The 20,034-nt window shown below is 44.0% G+C and carries 10 protein-coding genes; all 10 read right to left on the bottom strand.

The window, feature by feature from the left end; genetic code table 11:
- Nucleotides 1–12: 12 nt before the first annotated feature.
- The 10 genes from DN752_RS22915 to DN752_RS22870 all read right to left on the bottom strand — a co-directional run bounded on the left by DN752_RS22915 (nucleotide 13) and on the right by DN752_RS22870 (nucleotide 19,940).
- Nucleotides 13–1,923, bottom strand: coding sequence for a RagB/SusD family nutrient uptake outer membrane protein (locus DN752_RS22915; RefSeq protein ID WP_211324082.1), 1,911 nt, complete (start codon nucleotides 1,921–1,923; stop codon nucleotides 13–15).
- A gap of 9 nt (nucleotides 1,924–1,932) precedes the next feature.
- Complete coding sequence (locus DN752_RS22910) at nucleotides 1,933–5,376, bottom strand: SusC/RagA family TonB-linked outer membrane protein (protein ID WP_245949376.1); 3,444 nt, start codon at nucleotides 5,374–5,376, stop codon at nucleotides 1,933–1,935.
- 1,345 nt (nucleotides 5,377–6,721) lie between these two features.
- On the bottom strand, nucleotides 6,722–8,092 hold the full coding sequence (locus tag DN752_RS22905) for an alpha-L-fucosidase (protein WP_112786133.1): 1,371 nt from the start codon (nucleotides 8,090–8,092) through the stop codon (nucleotides 6,722–6,724).
- Nucleotides 8,093–8,150: 58 nt separating this feature from the next.
- Nucleotides 8,151–9,266, bottom strand: coding sequence for a glycoside hydrolase family protein (locus tag DN752_RS22900; RefSeq protein ID WP_112786132.1), 1,116 nt, complete (start codon nucleotides 9,264–9,266; stop codon nucleotides 8,151–8,153).
- A gap of 142 nt (nucleotides 9,267–9,408) precedes the next feature.
- Entirely contained in the window at nucleotides 9,409–11,067 is a 1,659-nt protein-coding gene (locus DN752_RS22895) for an FAD-dependent oxidoreductase (RefSeq protein ID WP_112786131.1), read from the bottom strand.
- A gap of 63 nt (nucleotides 11,068–11,130) precedes the next feature.
- On the bottom strand, nucleotides 11,131–12,318 hold the full coding sequence (locus tag DN752_RS22890) for a glycoside hydrolase family 88 protein (RefSeq protein WP_112786130.1): 1,188 nt from the start codon (nucleotides 12,316–12,318) through the stop codon (nucleotides 11,131–11,133).
- A 163-nt stretch (nucleotides 12,319–12,481) separates the two neighbouring features.
- On the bottom strand, nucleotides 12,482–13,096 hold the full coding sequence (locus DN752_RS22885; protein WP_162633331.1) for an SGNH/GDSL hydrolase family protein: 615 nt from the start codon (nucleotides 13,094–13,096) through the stop codon (nucleotides 12,482–12,484).
- Between the two features lie 548 nt (nucleotides 13,097–13,644).
- Nucleotides 13,645–15,321 carry a RagB/SusD family nutrient uptake outer membrane protein gene (locus DN752_RS22880; protein ID WP_112786128.1) on the bottom strand — a complete coding sequence of 559 codons (1,677 nt, stop codon included), beginning with the start codon at nucleotides 15,319–15,321 and terminating at the stop codon, nucleotides 13,645–13,647.
- 21 nt (nucleotides 15,322–15,342) lie between these two features.
- On the bottom strand, nucleotides 15,343–18,537 hold the full coding sequence (locus DN752_RS22875) for a SusC/RagA family TonB-linked outer membrane protein (protein WP_162633330.1): 3,195 nt from the start codon (nucleotides 18,535–18,537) through the stop codon (nucleotides 15,343–15,345).
- Between the two features lie 602 nt (nucleotides 18,538–19,139).
- Nucleotides 19,140–19,940 (bottom strand): haloacid dehalogenase type II, encoded by an 801-nt coding sequence (locus DN752_RS22870; protein WP_112786126.1) that lies wholly within the window; start codon nucleotides 19,938–19,940, stop codon nucleotides 19,140–19,142.
- Nucleotides 19,941–20,034 lie beyond the last annotated feature (94 nt).

Genomic DNA, 20,034 nt, shown 5'->3' with positions numbered 1-20,034 from the left:
TTTTGTTTTTACTTACCAACCTGGGTTTTGGACTAAATTGGAATTGGCGATCATGTCCTCCTCTGCTATCGGCCACAGATAATCCCTGCTCAGGAACTTATAGGTACCCAGAGAGGTCACTTGATAGTAGGTATCTGTGGTCTCTCCTTGTGAATTCCAGCCCCTAATGTCACTGTTCAAATATTCCGATGCCTTCTTCCACCTTCTCAAGTCCCAGAACCGAATACCTTCAAAACAAAGCTCAATCAATCTCTCCTGCTGGATAATGTCCCGCATTCCCTCTTGGGTCGTAGGCTTGTCTGGGTTATTGGAGTGATTGGCCCAAGATGTCACGACTCCTTCCAAACCGGCCCTTTCCCGAACAAGGTCAACCCACTCATGGGAAGCGGCAGGTCCACTTGATTCGTTCAGTGCTTCTGCATACATCAGATACAGGTCGGCCAATCGAACAATAGGGAATGGATAAGACCTGGCAGAATACCCGGCGGTGGATGTTTGTTGGACGTTTTCGTAGTAAACCATCTTCTTCGCATAGTAGCCGCTATTAGAGTACAGCCGTCCGTCTAGGTCTCCAGACTGCTCTCCTTTTTTGCCTCTAACGAACAGGGCTTCATCATCGCTTTTTACCCCATGACCAAACCAAATACCACCATCAAATCCTATGGAAGCGTAAAATCGCGGCTCCCTGTTCAAGTGAAGCTTGGCGGTTTCGAAGCCAGTTCTCACGTAGTGCTTATGGGCTGAATTGGCAGTTCCCACCTCATACCGATTGGCATAATCGTAATCCAAATCTTCGTTCATAGGCACCCCGTTTTCAGTATAAAACATCTCAGCTATCCGCATTGGTGGCGACCATGTAGACGGAGCACTTTGACGTGTTTCTGCTGTAAGCCCATTGGCTATTTTCGCTTGTGCCCAGCTTTGGAATCCTCCTGAAACCTGGCTGTCCGAACCTCCCCAAATGACTTCATCATTCCATCTCTCTGTCATACTTCCCCTAATGCTCAGTTTCAGCACAGTGGTATCAGACCAGTCCGAAGGAGCCTGCTGAAACCGGTACAGCTGATGACCTGCTTCATGGGCGAGTTCTATAGCTTCACTGCAAGCCGCCGCTGCTTCGACCCATTTGGTCTCATCGTATTCACTGCTTATCAACTGCACACCATCATGGTCTACAAAGTTGCTATAATCGGTATTTCCATTAAATAGTGGGCTGGCAGCAGTCACCAATACCCTGGCTTTGATGGATGCAGCAATGGGAGAAGTGATACGTCCCAACTCATTTCCAGTATCCTGGATCACTAAGGGTAGATCTGGGATCGCTTCGTCCAATAGCTCCACTATATAATCCGTCACATCATCGACAGGGTCTCTTTTTACCCTCACTTCATCCACACCACTACTTACATCGATGTTTTCGCGGGTAATGGGCATCGGGCCATACATTCTCATCAGGTAAAAATGAAAATAGGCCTTTAGGAATTTTGCTTCTGCTATCCATCTGATTTTTTCGTCCTCTGTCAGGTCAAATGGTCTGTCCACATTTTCCAAAAAGATATTACAATCCCTCAAAGCTATAAACAGGTTGGTAACCGTACCGTTATTGCCCCAATAACCCAGATCGGGCGCGATGATATTCTGGCCGCCACGGGCTATTCTCCTACTGCTCCAGTTTCTTGCCACGTTATCGTTTACCTCTATTTCATCCCCTGCTGCCAATGCCGGATTATTGTTGTAATGCCCAAAAGGCGGAAGATAATTGTAAAGGGTAGCCAAAAACCTGAGGGAACTTTCCCTGGTATCAAAGGCCTCTTCGATCACTGCAATATTATCAGGGACCACATCAAGATAATCCCCACAACTGGACATGGGAAACATCATTGTCAGGACCACAAAGTATTTTAATATTCTCGCTTTCATCATTTCTATATTTTAAAATCCAATATGAACACCTAGATTGATCACACGCTGCAAAGGGTAATTCATTCCATTTCCCTTTAACTCTGGATCCCAAAGATTAAACCTGCTCCAAGTAAACAGGTTGGTACCGGTGGCGTAAACCCGCAGGTTGGTCATTCCCAGTTTATTGGTGGCGTCACTTAGCAGGTTATACCCTATTTCCAGCTGCTTCAATCTTAAAAAAGAACCATCTCGCATCCACCAGGTACTCGTTTGTATGTTATTGTTGATTTGATTGGTAGATAGGCGTGGCCATAGCGCATATACATCGCGGTTTTCTTCAGACCAATGGTCATCCGCATACGCCTGTAGCAAACCGTTTTCGCTCAATATCCCCGAAGCCAACGAATTGTCCTCATTCTGGATGGAGTTGATGAATGGCCCAGTGCTAACAGGATTGATCATAAAGGACAATTCACTCAAGCCTTGGAAAAACACGTTGATATCAAATCGTTTGTAACCGGCCGAGAACCCAAATCCATAGGTGATTTTTGGAATAAGTGGTTTGCCAATTGGTGCTTGGTCCAGTTCAGTGATGATACCATCTTGATTGAGGTCTTTGTATTTGATATCTCCACCGCCATAATCCACACCTGGGGTTCCAAATTGTGCAGGAGAGTTTTTTGCCTCTTCATCATCCACAAATAGCCTTTCGGCAATATACCCTTGCGCCACACTTACGTTCGTCCCTGTTTTGGATCGCCAAGGAGCTCCTACTTCACTAAAGTCAGGCTCCTCAAAGACCACGAATTCATTGTCCGCATAGGTGAATGTACTCCTACCGATCACCCAAAATTCATTGTTAAAGTAGTGGTTGATGTCCAGGGACGCATCCAGCCCATGGGCTTTCACTTCCCCTACATTGGTTTGTAGTGGTGCCTGTAAGCCCAGTGTGGAGGGGATGTCTGCCCTGTTCTGTAGGATACTCGTCCTGTTTTCTTTAAATGCGTCCACTCTCAATTGGACCGCATCGTCAAACAGGTTCAGTTCCATACCAAAATTGGCCTTCTCGGCAAGCTCCCAGGTCACCAAAGGATTGGCATACCTGCTGATGGATACCCCCGGAATGCCGGCATTGAGCTCACGTCCAAAAGTGGCACTTCTGCCTCCATCACTCAGGTTTACTTCTGAAAGATAGAAGAAACGGTCGTTTCTGGAATTACCTATTTGATCGTTGCCCACAAAACCATACGAAGCCCTAAACTTCAATCGACTGATAAGTGATGATGAGCGCAAAAAATTCTCATTGGATACTAGCCAGCCCAAACCGAAAGAAGGGAAAAAGCCAAATCGATTGTTTTTGGCAAAACGTTCCGAGCCATTATACCCGAAATTAAATTCAGCAAAATACTTATTGTCATAATCATAATTGTAACGCCCAGAAATACCAAGGTTTCTACTGGGGAGAGAAAGCTGAACCGTATTGGCATTACCATCCAGGTATTCCCTAGCGATCATTACCACTAGGCCGCCTACCGTATTCTTGCCAAAAGTTCGGTTATAATGTACTGCCGACTCCATATAAATCACCGAGTTATTGGTATGCAGGCCAGGCTGTAGTTCCAACGACTCATCCCCAGAAGCTAAGGCAGTTCTTACCAAGTTGTATTCCTCGGTGTAAGGATCAAATGTGGACAACCTATAAAAGTACGGTTGATAAGCCCTCCTATTTTCGAAGTATGAAGTGGTATTGATATTGCCCAAGATCCTGGCACTCAATCCTGGTGTCCAAGAATCCAGTTTTTGTTTAAATTCCAACTGTACCAAGGAAAGCTGCCGACGGGTATCGCGATAGCCTCTCTGGAGTTCTGCGTACGGGTTAAACCACACGGGAACGGCACTTTCGTCTCCACCGGCCGCGACCTGTCCACGGGGAGGGAGGCCATTGCCAAAAAGGATATGTGGCACACCTTCCAAGCTCGGGTCTGGATCATACACTGCTGGAAACCGCGTAGGACTCGTCCGTACCGCTGCATTATAAATGTCGTTACCTCCTTGGAGTGGGCCTCTATAATCATCAATGGTAGAATGTAACCTTACGATCATTTCGGTGTTTTTGTGAAGGTCTATATTCACATTGGATCGTAACAAGTACCGTTTAAGGTCAATACCGTTGGTGAAGTTATTTGCCTGGTCAGATTTGATCAGGCCATTGTCCTTGTTAAATGATCCAGCCACATAATACCGGACTTTAGGGCCACCACCACGTACATTGAGGTTTACCCGGGTAGTACTTGCATAGTCTTTGAACAAGGTTTCATACCAATCGGTTGCGGGATAGATATTATGGTTTCCTCCCCTTTCGGTACCTGCTATCTGCTCTTCTGTAAAAGTGGAAAAATCTCCCCGCGTCCTATTGGCTTCATTTTGGAGCCGCATATGCGTAACTGGGTCTGCCAGTTCCACCAATTGGGTCGGTGAACTGAACGAATTTTCCACCCTCAAATTAACCACTGCGGGGCCTTCTACACCTGTTTTGGTGGTCACCAAGATGATTCCGTTGGCACCTCTGGCACCATAAATCGCCGTGGTAGTGGGATCTTTCAGCACAGAAAAACTCTCAATATCATCAGGCTGCAGCCGGGCCAAATCATCAGCCGTTAATTCCACACCATCGATAAGGATCAGAGGACCGTTTTGGTTGTTAAAGGAAGCAACACCCCTAACAAAAAACTGGGCATTGTCAGCACCGGGTTCGCCACTGGTCTGGTAAGAAACCATACCTGACACCCTACCTGCCAATGCCGTGGTCAAGTTACTGGAGGGGATTTTGAGCTCAGATGGATTAATAGTAGACATCGCACCCACTACACTTTCCTTCTTTTGCGTACCAAATCCTACCACCACTACCTCTTCCAGTCCTTCTAGGTTTTCCTCGAGCTTTACGGTAATATCCGTTTGGGTGCCCACGGGTACTTCTGTGGTCTGGTACCCGACAAAACTGAAGATAAGGACAGCATTATTATCAGGAACAGAGATCGAAAATTCACCGTCGATATTTGTGACGGTCACTACATCTGTGCCCTTTAGCCTTACCGTAACCCCTGGAAGACCCAACGGGTCTCCGGGTACCAAGACCTTTCCTGTCACTTCTTTTTCTTCCGCAATTTCCCTATCAAGTGAGGAAACCATCGGATAATTCTCTTTTCTTTCATTTACATAAAGCGGAAAAACATTCCTCTCTGGAACATTGATCACCTCGATAAAACGTTTTTCCCGTTCATCGGTTTTTTTTGGTTCTTTATCCTTTAAATGAAATGAATAAGGCTGACCAATAGGACTGGTCGCCAACGCTGTCGCGGAATCAGCAGAAACAGCTGGTGTAAAAATGGGGCTAATTACAAACTGTACCCCCCAAAACAAAGCCATTGCGCCTTTAATCCTGGGTGATACCGCCCATGGTAATTTTTCTTTCATAATGTTAGGTTATTTTGGTTTATAATGAGCTAAGATATTTCTAAAGGTTGGTCATAACAGGAGACTAATAAGCCATCTCCCACCTTTTTAATACCTATAACATTCTATAAGTAAATCATTTTACACAATATTTGAAAGCCTTTTGGTAATAAATGCAAATATTTTTAACAATTTAGTAAACAAAATACCATACCGATCATACAAGTATTAGCAAACTTTAAACATTTGTTTGACCATTTAATTAAAATATTATTTGAAACAAACACCTTACACACAAGTATCCTACAAACACATTTATAGAAATTATACCAAATATTATTTACTAAAACGATTAACTGATATCAAGTAAAATATAGAGATCATGGAAAGTCAAATGTAAGTACTCCCGATCAAGTGCTATTTCACGGAAATGTTCTCCTTGCAGCCGTAGTACCCTTATTGCTCTAAAAATGGAAGAAGCCACTAAGTGGCCAAGACACCAAAGTGTTCACGAAAAATCTGTCATCTGTTGTTCCGACAGCTGCACTGGGGGACAGGGCAAACGCGTTTAGTGTTTTGAAGGGAAACAATTTTCGTGTAGGCATAGCTATCATCCGTTCCGCTGGCACTCCTTCGGGAGGTTGAGGAGAGCTTAAGCTCTTGCGGATGAATCCGCAGGTTACTAAATTTATCGTGCCGCTGGCACTTTCCCCCGATTTGTACATTGGAAATCCCAGATAAGCCTTGCTTCATTCTGGGTGTTCTGTGGGTTCCGTGAGAAATAAAAGCTACTGGCAATAAAGCCTATAATCAGATTTTCTTTAAATGGAATAGCCAAGTAGTATAAACAAGCCCTGAAAGGGCGTAACAAACTTAGCCATAGACAACGCCCATGGTAAACATCACAAATAACCTTATTGTTTTAGCAGCAATCATCTTCCTAGCGCTTATAAATTCACGCTAAAACCCTTTGCACACCAATAGCGCTTTTTTCAATGATCAATAAGAAAAAAAATTCAAGGAAGTATGTCCAAAATTATTCCCCAGGATATTTTGCTTGGTCCAACCAGGACCAAGCGTAAAAGCTGGGGACTGCCAGTTTGTTAATGGTAAAAACACGAAAAATAAAAGGGCCACATAGTCCCAAAGGCACCAAGTGCAAGCTGGAACCTGTACTGAAAGGGATTTATAATTGCTTTGTGCCTTGGAGCCTTAGTGGCGTATCATTGTTCTGATAAATAAAGAAATTTATCGCCTCACATAAATACGGCTTGATCCATAAACCAAGATAACCCGAGTTGAAAAAAGGACAAAAAAAGTCCCTGAAGACCAAAGGCTCCAGGGACTATTATCTGGCTGTGGGTTATTACTGTATTTTAATTACGGTAACTGCTTCATCTTCTATTCCTTCAGGAAGCCTCAGGCGATGCTGTTCCTTATCCACCTCCACTGCTTGATCTGGTGAAGCCAATAAAGTAGCAGAAGAAATTGCTATGTCTGGATGTACACTGATCGTCCTGTCATTAGGGATATCAAAAACATGGGCATAGATCACTCCATCTTTGCTGGTATATCTTCCCCAGTCTGGCCTAGAAAAAGGACTAGCCTCAGCTCCATAGATGGATTCACCATTAGCATCTAGCCAATCTCCCATCACTGCTAACCTTTCCACGCTTGGACTTGGGATCTCACCTTCTGACGTCGGACCTACATTCAATAGTAAATTACCTCCCTTGGACACAATGTCCACCAAATCTTGCACCAAAGTCTCTGAGCTTTTCCAATTATGATCCGTGGTTTTGAAGCCCCAAGTATTGTTCATGGTAAGGCATGACTCCCAGTCTACACCCTCTATCCCGGTATCAGGAATTTCTTTTTCTGGAGTGCCAAAATCCCCTGCAAAGCTTCCTTCTTTGTTCATGCCGCTCATTCCGGTTCTTCCTTTATCCACCCTGTTGTTCACGATAGTGTTTGGCTGGATATCCCTGATAAAACTATACAGCTCTTTACCCATTTCGGTGGTATAGTCCGGTATCCAGTCACCATCAAACCACACCACGCCTACTTCACCATAATTGGTCAAGAGCTCTTTAATTTGGGGTTTTAGGTAATTGTCATAGTATTTGGAAAATTCCGGATTAAACACCGTGGAGTCCTTTTGGCCCGCATTATAATTGGGATACAATGGAGCTTGGGCCTGCGGATGGTGCCAATCCACAATGGAATGGTAAAAGCACAATTTGATACCTTCTTTTTCACAGGCTTCAGCAAGTTCTGCAAGGATGTCTCTTTTGAAAGGGCTCGCATCCATGATATCATAATCGGTGATCTCAGAATCCCACAGGCAAAATCCCTCATGGTGTTTGGTAGTGATCACGATGTATTTCATGCCTGCATCTTTGGCTATTTTTACCCATTGGTCTGCATCAAATTTGACTGGGTTAAACTGTCCTGCGAATTTTTCATACTCCTCTACAGGAATATCCAGCTTGTCCATGATCCATTCGGCATTGCCTCGGACAGTGTCTCCTTTGTATATTCCCGCTGGGATAGAATAAAGTCCCCAGTGGATAAACATTCCAAATCCAGCATCCCGCCACCAAGCCATTCGCTCATCATCTGGCAATGCTTCTTCCGTCACTACGGCTTGTTCTTTTTCCTCTGTTTTATTATTTGTTGAACATGCTCCCTGTCCCAGCAAGGCCAAGGAAAGCACATAAGGTATGAAACGTTTCATTTTCTGTTATTAGTTAGATGTATAATTTCAATTTTTTAACCAGCTTAAAAAGAGCAACTTAATCTTTGGTAATGGGAATGACCATATTCCATGTCTTGGTCCCATTGGAAAAACCTCCTGGCCCGTCCATCGTAGCAAAGAAAATGTGTGTCGGCTGCCCTTCTTCCACCAGCACAAATGGGCGCTCCAATTGCCCCTGTTTTATCGTTTTACCATTATCCCAAACTACTGTTTTGGTATATGCTTTTGGGTCGGGATCTACTTCCCAGTGAATACCATCTTCGGAATGTGCTATTAGGCCATCCCCTTGATGGCCGGTTATGCCCCCTCTTTGGTCCTTGGCCACCATATGATACCCATCTTCATCTCCCCAAATATGCGGATCTTCTATTTCTCCCAAATGATCCACCGAAAAAAGTGGCTTATCTCCTTGGACGGTATAGGGCCCATCAAAAGAAGGTGCCGTGGCCACACCGATGCTCATATCTCCATGGGTAATCCCATCTTCTCTATATCCCCTTCCTTTAAAAAGCAGCACCACTGAACCATCCTCCTTGATTAGCGGCGACGGATTGGAAGTCAGAAAGCTATAAAACGTATCTGGTGCCACATCCAGTATCGTCGCATCCCTCCTCTTCCAAGGACCGTAGGGGCTTTTTGAGGTCGCTATACCGATCCGCTTCCTCCAACGTCCGGTGATGCACCATTTACTTGATAAGTCAAACTTATCCACATTATCAGTGGTGACTTCTTCAAATGGGTGCGTAGATCCCATATAATACAAGATATAGGTGTCCTTGTATTTTACTATTTTGGGATTGTGACAGGATCGACCATCCCAATACTGTGGCCCTCTTGCTCCCAAAGCCACATCTTTAAATTCGTAAGGTCCCTCAGGACGATCAGAAACGGCATGCACTATCTCTGAGGCAATCATCCACCCTGGGTGAAAAGGAAGGTACTTCGGCCATCGGGAAGCATACATGTGGTATTGGTCGTCATCGCCCTTTATTACAGCACTTCCCCATACCCAGTAGTCTTCCATTTCCAAACCTCCTTGCACAGGTGCCGCATCAAGGTGACTTGATATCATGTTCTGTCCCTGACATAGAGAAATCGAAATGGACAAACAACTCGCCATCAGAATTGACAATCCTAAGTTTTTAGCCTTCATGGAATTATTGGGTCTATCATTAAATCGTTTTATTATTCTTGCAATATAAGGCATGTCACCGTATTTAAAAAAAACAAACAGCGCATATTCCCGGAAAACCAAAAACGGCTATAATTTGATGTACATCAGCCAATACATTGCTTTACTTTTCATAATTGAGCACTTGGCCATCTTCCTCCAATTGCCCTTTTAGTTTTTCATAGTCAAGTTGATGGAGTCCTTCACCGCTTTCAATACTCAAAACAGCTGCCGTAGCAGCACTTTGGCCCAAAATCATGAACACTGGCTCCATCCTCACCGAGCCAAAAGCCGTATGGGAAGCAGACACACATACAGGCACCAGCAGGTTGGTACATTCCTTTTCCTTAGGTAAAATAGAGCCAAAAGCGATCTTATAAGGTGCTTTAAGGTGTACCCCGATATCACCTTCATTCTGAACAAAGCCATCTGGTTTGATATAGCGCTGCACATTATGGGAATCAATGGTATAAGACCCCATGCCTATTGGATCGGGGGTGTCGTACTTTAAGGTCACATCATGTTCAGTAAGCACATATTTACCTATCATCCGACGTGCCTCTCTAATGTACAGTTGATGTGGCCAATTGTCATTGTCCACAAATTCGTCTTTGGCCAGTCCCCATTGGCTCACCTCTTCCCGAACATCACTGGGCATTCTAGGGTCATTGGCCATAAAGTACAACATGCCCTTTTGATAATTTTCATGTTGTTTGATGATCTCTTCTCTCCTTTCATAACTAGCATCAGGATAGTCGTAGTTCTTACCTATATTATCACTGCTAAATGGCCCATGGTTATTGGTATCTGTTTTTCTGTTTGGGACAGGGTCAAATTTCGTAAATGTTTCTCTCCATCCTGACTGAAACACCCGTAACATCAGCTCATACTGGGAAGGATCATAATTCTCTGGTTGGGGAAATGGCACCCTGTTTTCCGGCAAATCAGTCATGCACAACCGAAAACAATATGCCTGGATCCTATGATCTCCCTCGCCTTTCTCCCCTGGATCCGCTACAGATATCAATGGCAGTACACCGCTAAGGGGGTCTCCCGGCACCACATACGGAGAGATATCACTCTTGAACCAATGGTCGTGATGGAGCACACCTGTTTGTACTCCGTTCCAGTTTTCGTCGTATCGTTCATTTGACTCCCTTCCTACCATATAGGAAACTCCGGCACTGGCCATGAGGTCTCCTTCATACGTAGCATCGATAAATACCTTTCCAATAAATTTCTTACCACTCAGGGTCGTAATCGACTGGATACCTCCGTCTTCTCCTATTACTCCCTTTTCCCGATCCAGCCATTCATCTCGGTAAACTTCGATTTGGTTTTCACGGATAAAATCCTCAAATACCTGTTCTGCTATATGCGGTTCAAAGATCCACATCGTCCGCTTATCACCATCTATGGCAGGGGTGCCTTGGCCTTTGTTGCCATACTCGGATTTCTTTTGCCATTCCCAGGTCTCTTCCTGATCGTAATAGTCATAAACCCGCTGATAAAACTCACGGGAAAGCCCACCTATCGTTTCCTTATTGCCTGTATCACTAAATCCCAGCCCACCGGCGGACAATCCGCCCAAATGCTCATCTGGAGAAACTATAATCACTGATTTTCCCATCCTCACCACTTGGACCGCTGCGGTGACCGCAGCAGAAGTGCCACCATAAATAATCACATCAGCCTCTTTGTCGATGGGCTTTTCCAAAGTGCCGCCAAAACTGGTCATTGCCGTGGACAGCAGTATCATTAATCCAATAAGTTGATTTTTCATGTATGTTGTAATTTTGGGTTATCAGAATTCATAAAATCCCAATTCTAAAACCTAGCGTTGGGGTCAAAGATCCATGGAACGTAACTTCAGCAAGGCCTCCATAAAATAGTAATCCGCATATACAATAGGTACATCTACCTCGGATTTTCTAGGCATGTGTCCTGTGGAATGTAACAAAATGGCATCATTCTTATCTCCCGCCCTGTACCTGCTGGATGCCAGTTTATCAAGTAAGTTAACGGCCACCTCTTGGTACTTTTCCCTTACTGCCTTATCCCTGACCAGTTGGGATAGCTCTAATAAGGCGGAGGCGGCTATAGCTGCTGCAGAAGCATCTTTGGGAACATTAGGGATTCCTGGATCATCAAAATCCCAATACGGAACAACGTCTTGGGGCAATCGCTCTATAAATCGGTCAGCCAGCTTTTGGGCAGTTTCGAGGAATTTTTCTTCCTGTGTTTCCCGATAACAAATGGTGAAGCCATATATTCCCCATGTCTGACCGCGTGCCCACATGGATTCGTCGGCATAGCCTTGATGGGTTTTTCCTTCGATAAACTCGCCTGTTTTATCATCAAAAGAGCCCAAATGATAAATGGAATAGTCTTCTCGAATGAGGTTGTCCATGGTTACTTCAGCATGGCTTTTTGCGATGTCATACAGCCGCTGGTCTCCTCCGTTCTTCGCCGCCCAGAACAACAGTTCCAAATTCATCATATTATCAATGATCGTATTATGGGGGTATTGGGGCTTGCTTGGCCATGAATGGATCGTACCCACAGCAGGATTAAAGAGTGTGGCCAAGGTGTCAGCAGAAGCTAACAGCACTTGTTTGTATTTCGGATTTCCGGTAAGCCTGTAGCCATTACCATAGCTGCAATACATCATAAACCCTATATCATGGTCACGTGCAGCACTTTTTGAGATCACCTCTAAGGGTGCAGTGTATTTTTCAGCTTGACGTCTAAGCTCATCATCGCCTGTGTACTCATAGCTGTACCACAACACACCTGGCCAAAACCCGCTGGTCCAGTCCCTTACGTCGACAGTTTCCCAATGCTTCTCCCCTTCGGGAATATTTCTAGGAAAACGATCATACGCTGTGAGCTGTTCCAAGCTGCCCTTTACCTTACCGATACAGTAATCCAACACTTCCTTGGTGTCGATCATCTTCATGGACATACTCACCAAACTGGTGGTCAGACAAATGATCAGTACATAAAAAGGAATTTTTTTGAGTCTAGTTGTCATAGTTCTGGAAGTTAGTGGTTTAATCTTCATATTTCAGTCTTTATTACGAAATTGATCTTGGTCCAACCTTCTCCAAAGGTAAGCGGGGTAGCCTTTTAGGTTGGCTTTTGTGTTTTCAGTGTCGCCCACTCCTTTGGTGAGTGAATCCCCAAAAAACACCACCTTAGCTCCCCTTCAATAAGATCTTTTCACCTGCTAGGTATTCATACAGGCCGTCTGCTACAAAACGGTACCCAAGACTGGTCAAGTGGACTCCGTCTTTGGTGTTGCTATTGTTCTCGTTTCGGATCAGGGAATCTTTATTGTGTTGCGGAAGGTGATTGATGGTGAATTGCTGGTTCAAGTCAAAGAAACCGCACCCTTCTCTTTTAGCTGTTGCCTGCATAAGTTGTTTTACTGTATCAATCTTGGCATTTGGAGATACTTGAAAACTGCCTGGTGAATGTCTAAGAAACAAATAAGTTGTATCCACTGGAGGAGGACTCATCAAAATCACCTCTATTCCTGCCGACAACATCCGTTTGGTGAGTTCGGTTAGATTGTATCTGTAATCTTTTATGTCCACCATTTTAGAAGAGTTCAGCATATCATTGGTCCCCACCATCATCACTACCCAATCAGGGTGCTGCGACAACACATCCCTGTCAAGCCGATCCAGCAGATCAACAGATGTATTTCCACTTACTCCTGCATTGATCCACTTTTCGGGTGATTGGCTGATCACAGGCTGAGCGGACAACATCAGTAGAAAAATAAAAACTAATTTTTGTCGGTTCACGGTTTCATTTTGCTTATCGTTTTATGATTATCCTCAATGATACCAGTAATCACAGGGAAATTAAATAGGTGCTCACAGAAAACATGGAAATCTCAGAAAAGCCTTATTTCATTCTGGGAGTTCTGTGTGTTCCGTGAGAAATAAAACCTACTGGCAATAAAGTGTATAATCAAATATCGTTTTATCCCGATTTAGGAATCGTCATGGTCTATCCCGAAGGATGTAGAGACGGTGTGAAACTGCAATAAAATCAAGCTGATTGGAGATGGAGGCATAGCACCGCGATGGTGAACCTATCTGGCCGCTCATAGCCGTCAGGCTAGTGTAAGTTGTTGAAAACCTATATCCTTATTGATGTCTGCGCTGTTCACAAATGGCCTAGGGGGATTTCAAATCCCCTTTATCTCGGTTCGAGATTACAAATCTCGAACAGCTAGGGTTTCAGACCGTAATAGATAGACTAATGCATATTCTAGGTGGAACAAAAAAAGAACCCCTGACCACTCCCAAATAGGGAGCAATCAGAGGCTCTTGACAAAACTATTTCGTTACCATCCTGGATTTTGCTCCAAGTTTCTGTTTAAGTTAAGCTGATCTTGGGGCAATGGATCCAAGTAATGCTTGTCTTCCCAGTGTCTAGTAGAAGCATCCTGAAACAACAAGAAGCCATCTTTCAATCCTGGATAGACCGCATCTGGATCATCTTCAAAATTGGTCCCTGTGATCTTAACGCCCATCATATCCATCGGCATTTCTACTTCGGCCGTTTTCCATCTTTTCAGATCCAATAGCCGCTGTCCCTCAGAAGCCAGTTCCACTGTTCTTTCCCTTCTGATTTCTGTTCGCATATCCAAGCCATTGCTGGTAACAAAAGCATTGGTCAATGCCGGCATGTCCACCCTGTCACGAACTACATTGATCGATCTGTTCAAATCTGCATCGCTGATCATTCCGTCTCTTTCAAATACCGCCTCTGCATAGTTTAACAATACTTCTGCATACCGTAAAATAGGAGAATCAAAACCTTCTTCGCCACTTTCGATATCTTCTATACTCACAAACTTGATCCAGTTATAACCAGTAAGGGTATTGGTTCCTAACTCAGGCTCGTAGTAAGTTTCTTCAGCTCTCGGGTAGTAAGTGTGGAACGGTATTCTAAAGCTATTTTGAAGCCTTAGATCCCTGTTCACAAACTCTGCATCGATAGCTGGATCATTGGGATTACCATCCTTGTACAGTGGTGACATCGAAATTGGCAGCCCATCTTCACACAAGTACATGTCCAAGAGTTTTTTGGTAGGTGACTTATGGTAGCTGTGCATGGAATGGGAAATATTCCCTCCTTGCTTTCTGATCAGTTGATCGTATTTGGCTACAATAACATGCTCTTTGAGGTCATTTTTGGTCAGGCCACCTGGATTGCTCTCAGGGCCGTTCATCACGAAAAGGTAACGGTAACTTTCCTCTCCCAATCCTTTAAAAAGCTCATGTTCCCCTGCTTCCATCACGCCTTCAGCGGCATTGGCAGCTTTATCCAATAAGGCATTGGCACGGTCAGTATTTCCGCGGAATTTCTGCCAAGTACCTTCAAACAGCGCTACTCTGGAAAGTAATGCCTGCGCAGACTGGGAGCTCACTCTTCCTTTATCGGTGCCGGGAATTTCGCTTTCCAATGGAAGTAATGGGATGGCCGCCTCCAAATCCTCAATGATATTGTTGGCAGATTCTTCCCTTGTATTTCTGCCAGCCATCAACTCAGGAGAATCGACATCCAATACACTGTTTACGATGACGTACCTTCCAAAAACCTTGAACAAATCGAAATTAACGTATGCCCGGAAAAAGTGGGCCTCTCCTACGTATTGGTTTAGCTCTTCTGGATTAGGATATTCACCAGCTTGTCTTAAGAGGATGTTAATATCCCTTAGTCTTTCATAAGCTCTTCCCCACCTATTGTCACTGGTAGGGATCACATTGATCCCTGAACTGATGTCATTCCGGATTTCGTCTGTTTCTATATCCGATTCGGCATTGACCGTAGTCAGGTCCTGCGGACGGGGAAAATAGAAATAGAAATTATTGGCAGCTTGCTTAAAATCCGCAGGGGTTTTCCAGAAGGTCGCCTCTGACAGCTGATCTTCCGGCAGCAGTTCCAGTTGGTCTGAACAGCCTGAAAAGCCAACCAAAACCCCTATACTGAAGATATATTTATATATTGATTTCATTGTCTTTGTTATTTGTTGGGTTTAAAAGGTAATGTCCAATCCGAGAGTGTACGTTCTGTAGAACGGATAATATGACACGTTACTATTAATATTCTTTTCTGGGTCAAAACCATCTTTGATTCCGGTTGTTTCCCATATATCAGTACCATTGAAGTAGACACGTACTTTCTGGATTTTGATCTTATCCAATACAGACTGTGGCAAAGAATAACCGACAATCAAGTTTTTAAGCCTCATATAGGCCCCACTTTGTATCAGTCTATCCGATGCGTTATAGTTCCAGCTCCTCACTCCACCGTTCAGGGTCAATCTTGGGTAAGGGGCATTTGGTCTTTCTTCGCTCCAAGTATTGTCATAGAAGAGAGAGTTTTGGTTTTTCCACCATCTTCTGAAAGGGGAACTTAACGTATTACCGGGATCTCTTATCACATCACGCTGTGCTACCCCTTGGAAAATGGCCGTAAAATCAAAATTCTTCCAATTGAAGCCTGTATTAAGGGAGAAGTTATGGTGGGGGTCAGAATCTCCCAAGAAAACCACGTCGCCCTCTTCGCCTTCATTCTCTCCATAGACATTGATCCTTCCATTTCCGTCAAGGTCCTTGTACTTGGCGTCGCCTAACGCAAGTTGTTGCGGAACACCTGGCATCGTCATGTATTCTGCCAACTCATCTTCTGAGGTAATAAAGCCATCTGAGATATAACCAAAATAGGAGTTGATAGGATAGCCTTCTCTGGTCCTTACATAACCAGCCTGATATGAATCAGCACCTTCCATGGATAATAACTCCGTACGGTTATCAAAATACACTAGGTCAATGTGATAGCTAAAATCACCCACCTTGTCTCTCCAGCCCAAAACAGCTTCATATCCCCAGGTCTTCAGGTGACCGGAGTTGGTATCTGGGGCATTGTCCCCCAAAACTGCCGGATACGTAACGCCCACCAGCATATTTGGGTTATCCTTAACGAAATAGTCAAAACTACCTGTCAGCCTGTTGCCAAGGACTCCAAAATCAACCCCGATATTTTTGGTAATTACTCTTTCCCAAGTACGGTCAAGGCTTACCAGCCCTGATGTAACTGCCGCATTGATAAACTGTGGACTTTCACCAAAAGGATAATAATTGTTACCCAATGTGATACTAGGGATATAATCGTACAGACCAATACCACTTTGGTTACCCACAGAACCATAGGATGCCCTAAGCTTCAGGTTATCGATAAACCCTACACCTTTCATGAAGTCCTCTTCGGATATCCTCCATGCGGCCATTACCCCACCAAACGTATCCCACTGATACCCTGGAGCAAACCGAGAAGATCCATCATGTCTTACATTGGCTTCCAAGAAATACTTGCCATCGTAGTCATAATTTAACCTTCCGAAAGCTGAACCGATCGCCCATGCATTAGCCGTGGCATCATTAAATTGTTGATCCGCCGCACCGGTATTTAAGGTGTGGATCTCACTGGAAATCAAGTCATATCGATAGGCACTGAAAGCGTCATAGTCATTTTGCTCAAAAGATCCCCCTGCCATGACGTTGATATAATGCTTGCCCAATGTTTTGTTATAATCAGCATACGCTGAATAATTGAAATAATTAGTGACATTACTTCCTTGACCTGCCCTACTTCTAGAAGGTTGATCGACCAATGGTACGCCGTCCCAATTGTAAAACGTTACGATATTTTCCCAATATTTTGAATCATTGGACCAATATTTTGCACCACCCACTCCTACAAGTTTCAGGTCTTCATTTACATCATAATCAAGCTTTAAGTTAGCTGAAAGCCTATTTCTAGTCACATAGCTATCTCCTCCCAGCTCAGCCAACCAGTTTGGAGTCGCCACATTCATCCAAGTATAGGGCTGTCCCAATGGATTTTCTGAAGCAATAAACGGAGGGTCAAAATCTGTCAACACTCTATCCATCAGTGAAGGCTCTACTGTTTTCTCCCTCTCATAGGACAAAACGGTAGACACTTTCAGTTTTTCGGTAATATCCATGCCATAGTTAGCCCGAACACTGGTCCTTTTGACAGAGTTGTTTCCCCACTGCAGAAGACCTTGGTCATCGATGTGCCCAATGGAGATCCGGTAGTTTGACTTATCCGTTTTTCCGGCTATACTAAGGTTATTGGCCATCATCGTATTATTTCCCCAGAGTACATCCTGCCAGTTGTTGTCGGCAAAAGTCTGGTCATAAGGATAATCAAAACCAAAAACAGTCGGAGAAAGAGCTCCATCATAACCGTTCAGGAAATATTCACCATACCCTTGTTGGTCCCATCTGTTCGCAACGCCGTCGTTTTCCGAGGCCTCATCAAACATCTCAAAATATTGTCTTCTATTGGTCAGGGTTTTGTCCAGCCCGGGGGTTTTTAAAGTAAACCGGGTATTAAAAGTCACCTGAGGCTTACCTGTTTTTCCTTTTTTAGTAGTAATCAGGATAACCCCTCCAGCAGCCCTGGCACCATAAATGGCCGCAGACGCATCTTTCAGCACTGTCATGGACTCAATATCATTGGGATTTAGCGATGAGATCGCATCTGCATTGGTGTAAGGAACATCATCGACGATCACCAATGGATCCGTAGCATTTAAGGAAGTCAGTCCCCTGATCTTAAAATCATAACCTTCTTCACCCGGCTGACCAGAAGACCGCGTAATCGACATACCCGGTACTTGGCCCTGTAGCGCAGCCAGTGGGTTAGCAGCCGCTCGACTGACAAATGCATCCTCTCCTACGGTAGCGATCGAGCCACTTACAGATGCCTTATTTTGTGTACCATAGCCCACGACCACTACTTCATTAAGGTCTTCAAGGTCTTCTGAAAGGTCCACATTGATCACAGATCTACCTTCTACTGGGATTTCTTGCGACTCAAAGCCCACAAAAGAAAATACGAGTACGGCCCCTTCATCAGGAACATTAAGACTATATTTTCCATCCAAATCTGTAGCTGTGCCGGTTGTGGTACCTTTTACTTTTACGGTTACCCCTGGCAATGGCAAGCCATCGCTTACCGCTGTCACAGTACCTGTTACGTTGACCTCTCTTTCGGTATTATTTACCTCAACCGCTTCTTTCAAAGCACCTGGGGAGGCCATTACTTGATTGTAGGATGTGCCGCCCATAGCCATTAAGAGGAACATGCCTATTGTCCCCTTTTGGAGCAGTCTCCTTTTAGTATAACATTCTGTTTTCATAAACATGGGTTTATTGATAGATAAATTAATTAAATCTCATTATTAAAACCTTTTAATAAAAGGTTTTAATAAAAGGTCAGATAAAAAGGTTTAAAACGCCATCTGTAACATATTTGTCTTTTATTCCGATCAATTGATAGTTTGTTTAGCTCTATTAAGGTACTAACATACTATGTTTTCATTTAATCACAAAATATTTTTTCACTAAAAATTCTATATAACTCCAGAACTGCATTGCTATAAAACCATCATCAAAGCCCTATTCAAACGTTTTACTATAAAATATCAGCTAAAAATGTCTTATTTATAATTTCGACATGCATTTTTTAACAAGATCTTAATTCTGATTTTTGAATATGCGTTTTCTTGCTAGTAGATTTTACTTCTCACGGAATGCACAGAATCCCCAGAATGAAATAGGGCTTTCTGGGATTTCGGTGCTTTCTGTGAGAAACCATTCCCCTCATGCAGGCTGACGGTCTAGTTCACCAACTCCCTCTATCCCTACAAAATCCATGATATAAAAGCTCTCCGGTGTTAGATGGAAATTTCACACCATCTGTAGGGACAGGCGATAAGGATTGCTTATGTATCAATCAGGTTTATTGGTATTGGATAAGCTTATCTGCCACTTGTTTCAGGTCTGGCGCTTGGATTTCTGTTTCCGGAGCAAGAGGAAACAGCTGTTTGCCTGGCCTATCGATAAATGCAGCACGCCAGCCAGCCCAAAGTGCTCCAGCCACATCCCAACCATGGGCCGCTACCAACATACATTCTTTCGGCTGTAGTCCCATTTTCTTAGCCCCCCAGTCATACGTCTCCGTAAAAGGTTTAAACTTGCCTACATCTTCTACACTTAATCGCTCATCAAAAAAGTGAGTTAAGCCGGCATGTTCAAATTGCGCCTTTACCCCTTGATTGGAAGAATTGGTAAATGACACCAATTTGTACCCGTTATCTTTTAGAGATGTCAAGGCTTCTTTTACCTCTGGATGGGGCGGAAGTGATTGTATTTCAGAAGAAATGACGCTTTTTGCTCTTTCTATATCTACGGATATGCCTTCATTTTTGGCTACCATTTGCAAGGCCGCCGCTCCTATGACGCCGAAATGTTCGTATTGGCCAGAAGCAGAGACTACCAGCGAGTACTGTAACATCGTCGTAAACCACAAGGGAAGCAAATCATCCCTGCCCTCTAATACTTCACTTACTGCTCCTTTCATGGATGTCAAATCCAGTAGGGTTTCATTCACATCAAAAAAAAGTACTTTTGGCCTGTTCATGATTGTAGTGTTTTCAGATAACGAATTGCTTTTAAGAATAGTAGGCATTAAAAGCCCTGATGCTCCTATGAGCCCAGCTTTTTTTATAAACGTCCTTCTTGGAACTTCTGTTTTTTTCATCTTGGTCTGTTATTGAACCCCGAATATGCATTAGTCTATCTACGCCACGGCGCACAGGTATTGCGACCTGATCCGCGGCGGCGGACGCTCACAC

The organism is Echinicola strongylocentroti, from assembly GCF_003260975.1.
GTDB classification, from domain to species: domain Bacteria; phylum Bacteroidota; class Bacteroidia; order Cytophagales; family Cyclobacteriaceae; genus Echinicola; species Echinicola strongylocentroti.
Note: the sequence above shows the minus strand (reverse complement) of the source record. Positions and strands in the feature narration are given on the sequence as shown.

Excerpts from the sequence above, each read along its gene's own strand:
- DN752_RS22915 (WP_211324082.1), bottom strand. The coding sequence starts at position 1,923 with ATGATGAAAGCGAGAATATTAAAATACTTTGTGGTCCTGACAATGATG.
- DN752_RS22910 (WP_245949376.1), bottom strand. The coding sequence starts at position 5,376 with ATGAAAGAAAAATTACCATGGGCGGTATCACCCAGGATTAAAGGCGCA.
- DN752_RS22905 (WP_112786133.1), bottom strand. The coding sequence starts at position 8,092 with ATGAAACGTTTCATACCTTATGTGCTTTCCTTGGCCTTGCTGGGACAG.
- DN752_RS22900 (WP_112786132.1), bottom strand. The coding sequence starts at position 9,266 with ATGAAGGCTAAAAACTTAGGATTGTCAATTCTGATGGCGAGTTGTTTG.
- DN752_RS22895 (WP_112786131.1), bottom strand. The coding sequence starts at position 11,067 with ATGAAAAATCAACTTATTGGATTAATGATACTGCTGTCCACGGCAATG.
- DN752_RS22890 (WP_112786130.1), bottom strand. The coding sequence starts at position 12,318 with ATGACAACTAGACTCAAAAAAATTCCTTTTTATGTACTGATCATTTGT.
- DN752_RS22880 (WP_112786128.1), bottom strand. The coding sequence starts at position 15,321 with ATGAAATCAATATATAAATATATCTTCAGTATAGGGGTTTTGGTTGGC.
- DN752_RS22875 (WP_162633330.1), bottom strand. The coding sequence starts at position 18,537 with ATGAAAACAGAATGTTATACTAAAAGGAGACTGCTCCAAAAGGGGACA.
- DN752_RS22870 (WP_112786126.1), bottom strand. The coding sequence starts at position 19,940 with ATGAAAAAAACAGAAGTTCCAAGAAGGACGTTTATAAAAAAAGCTGGG.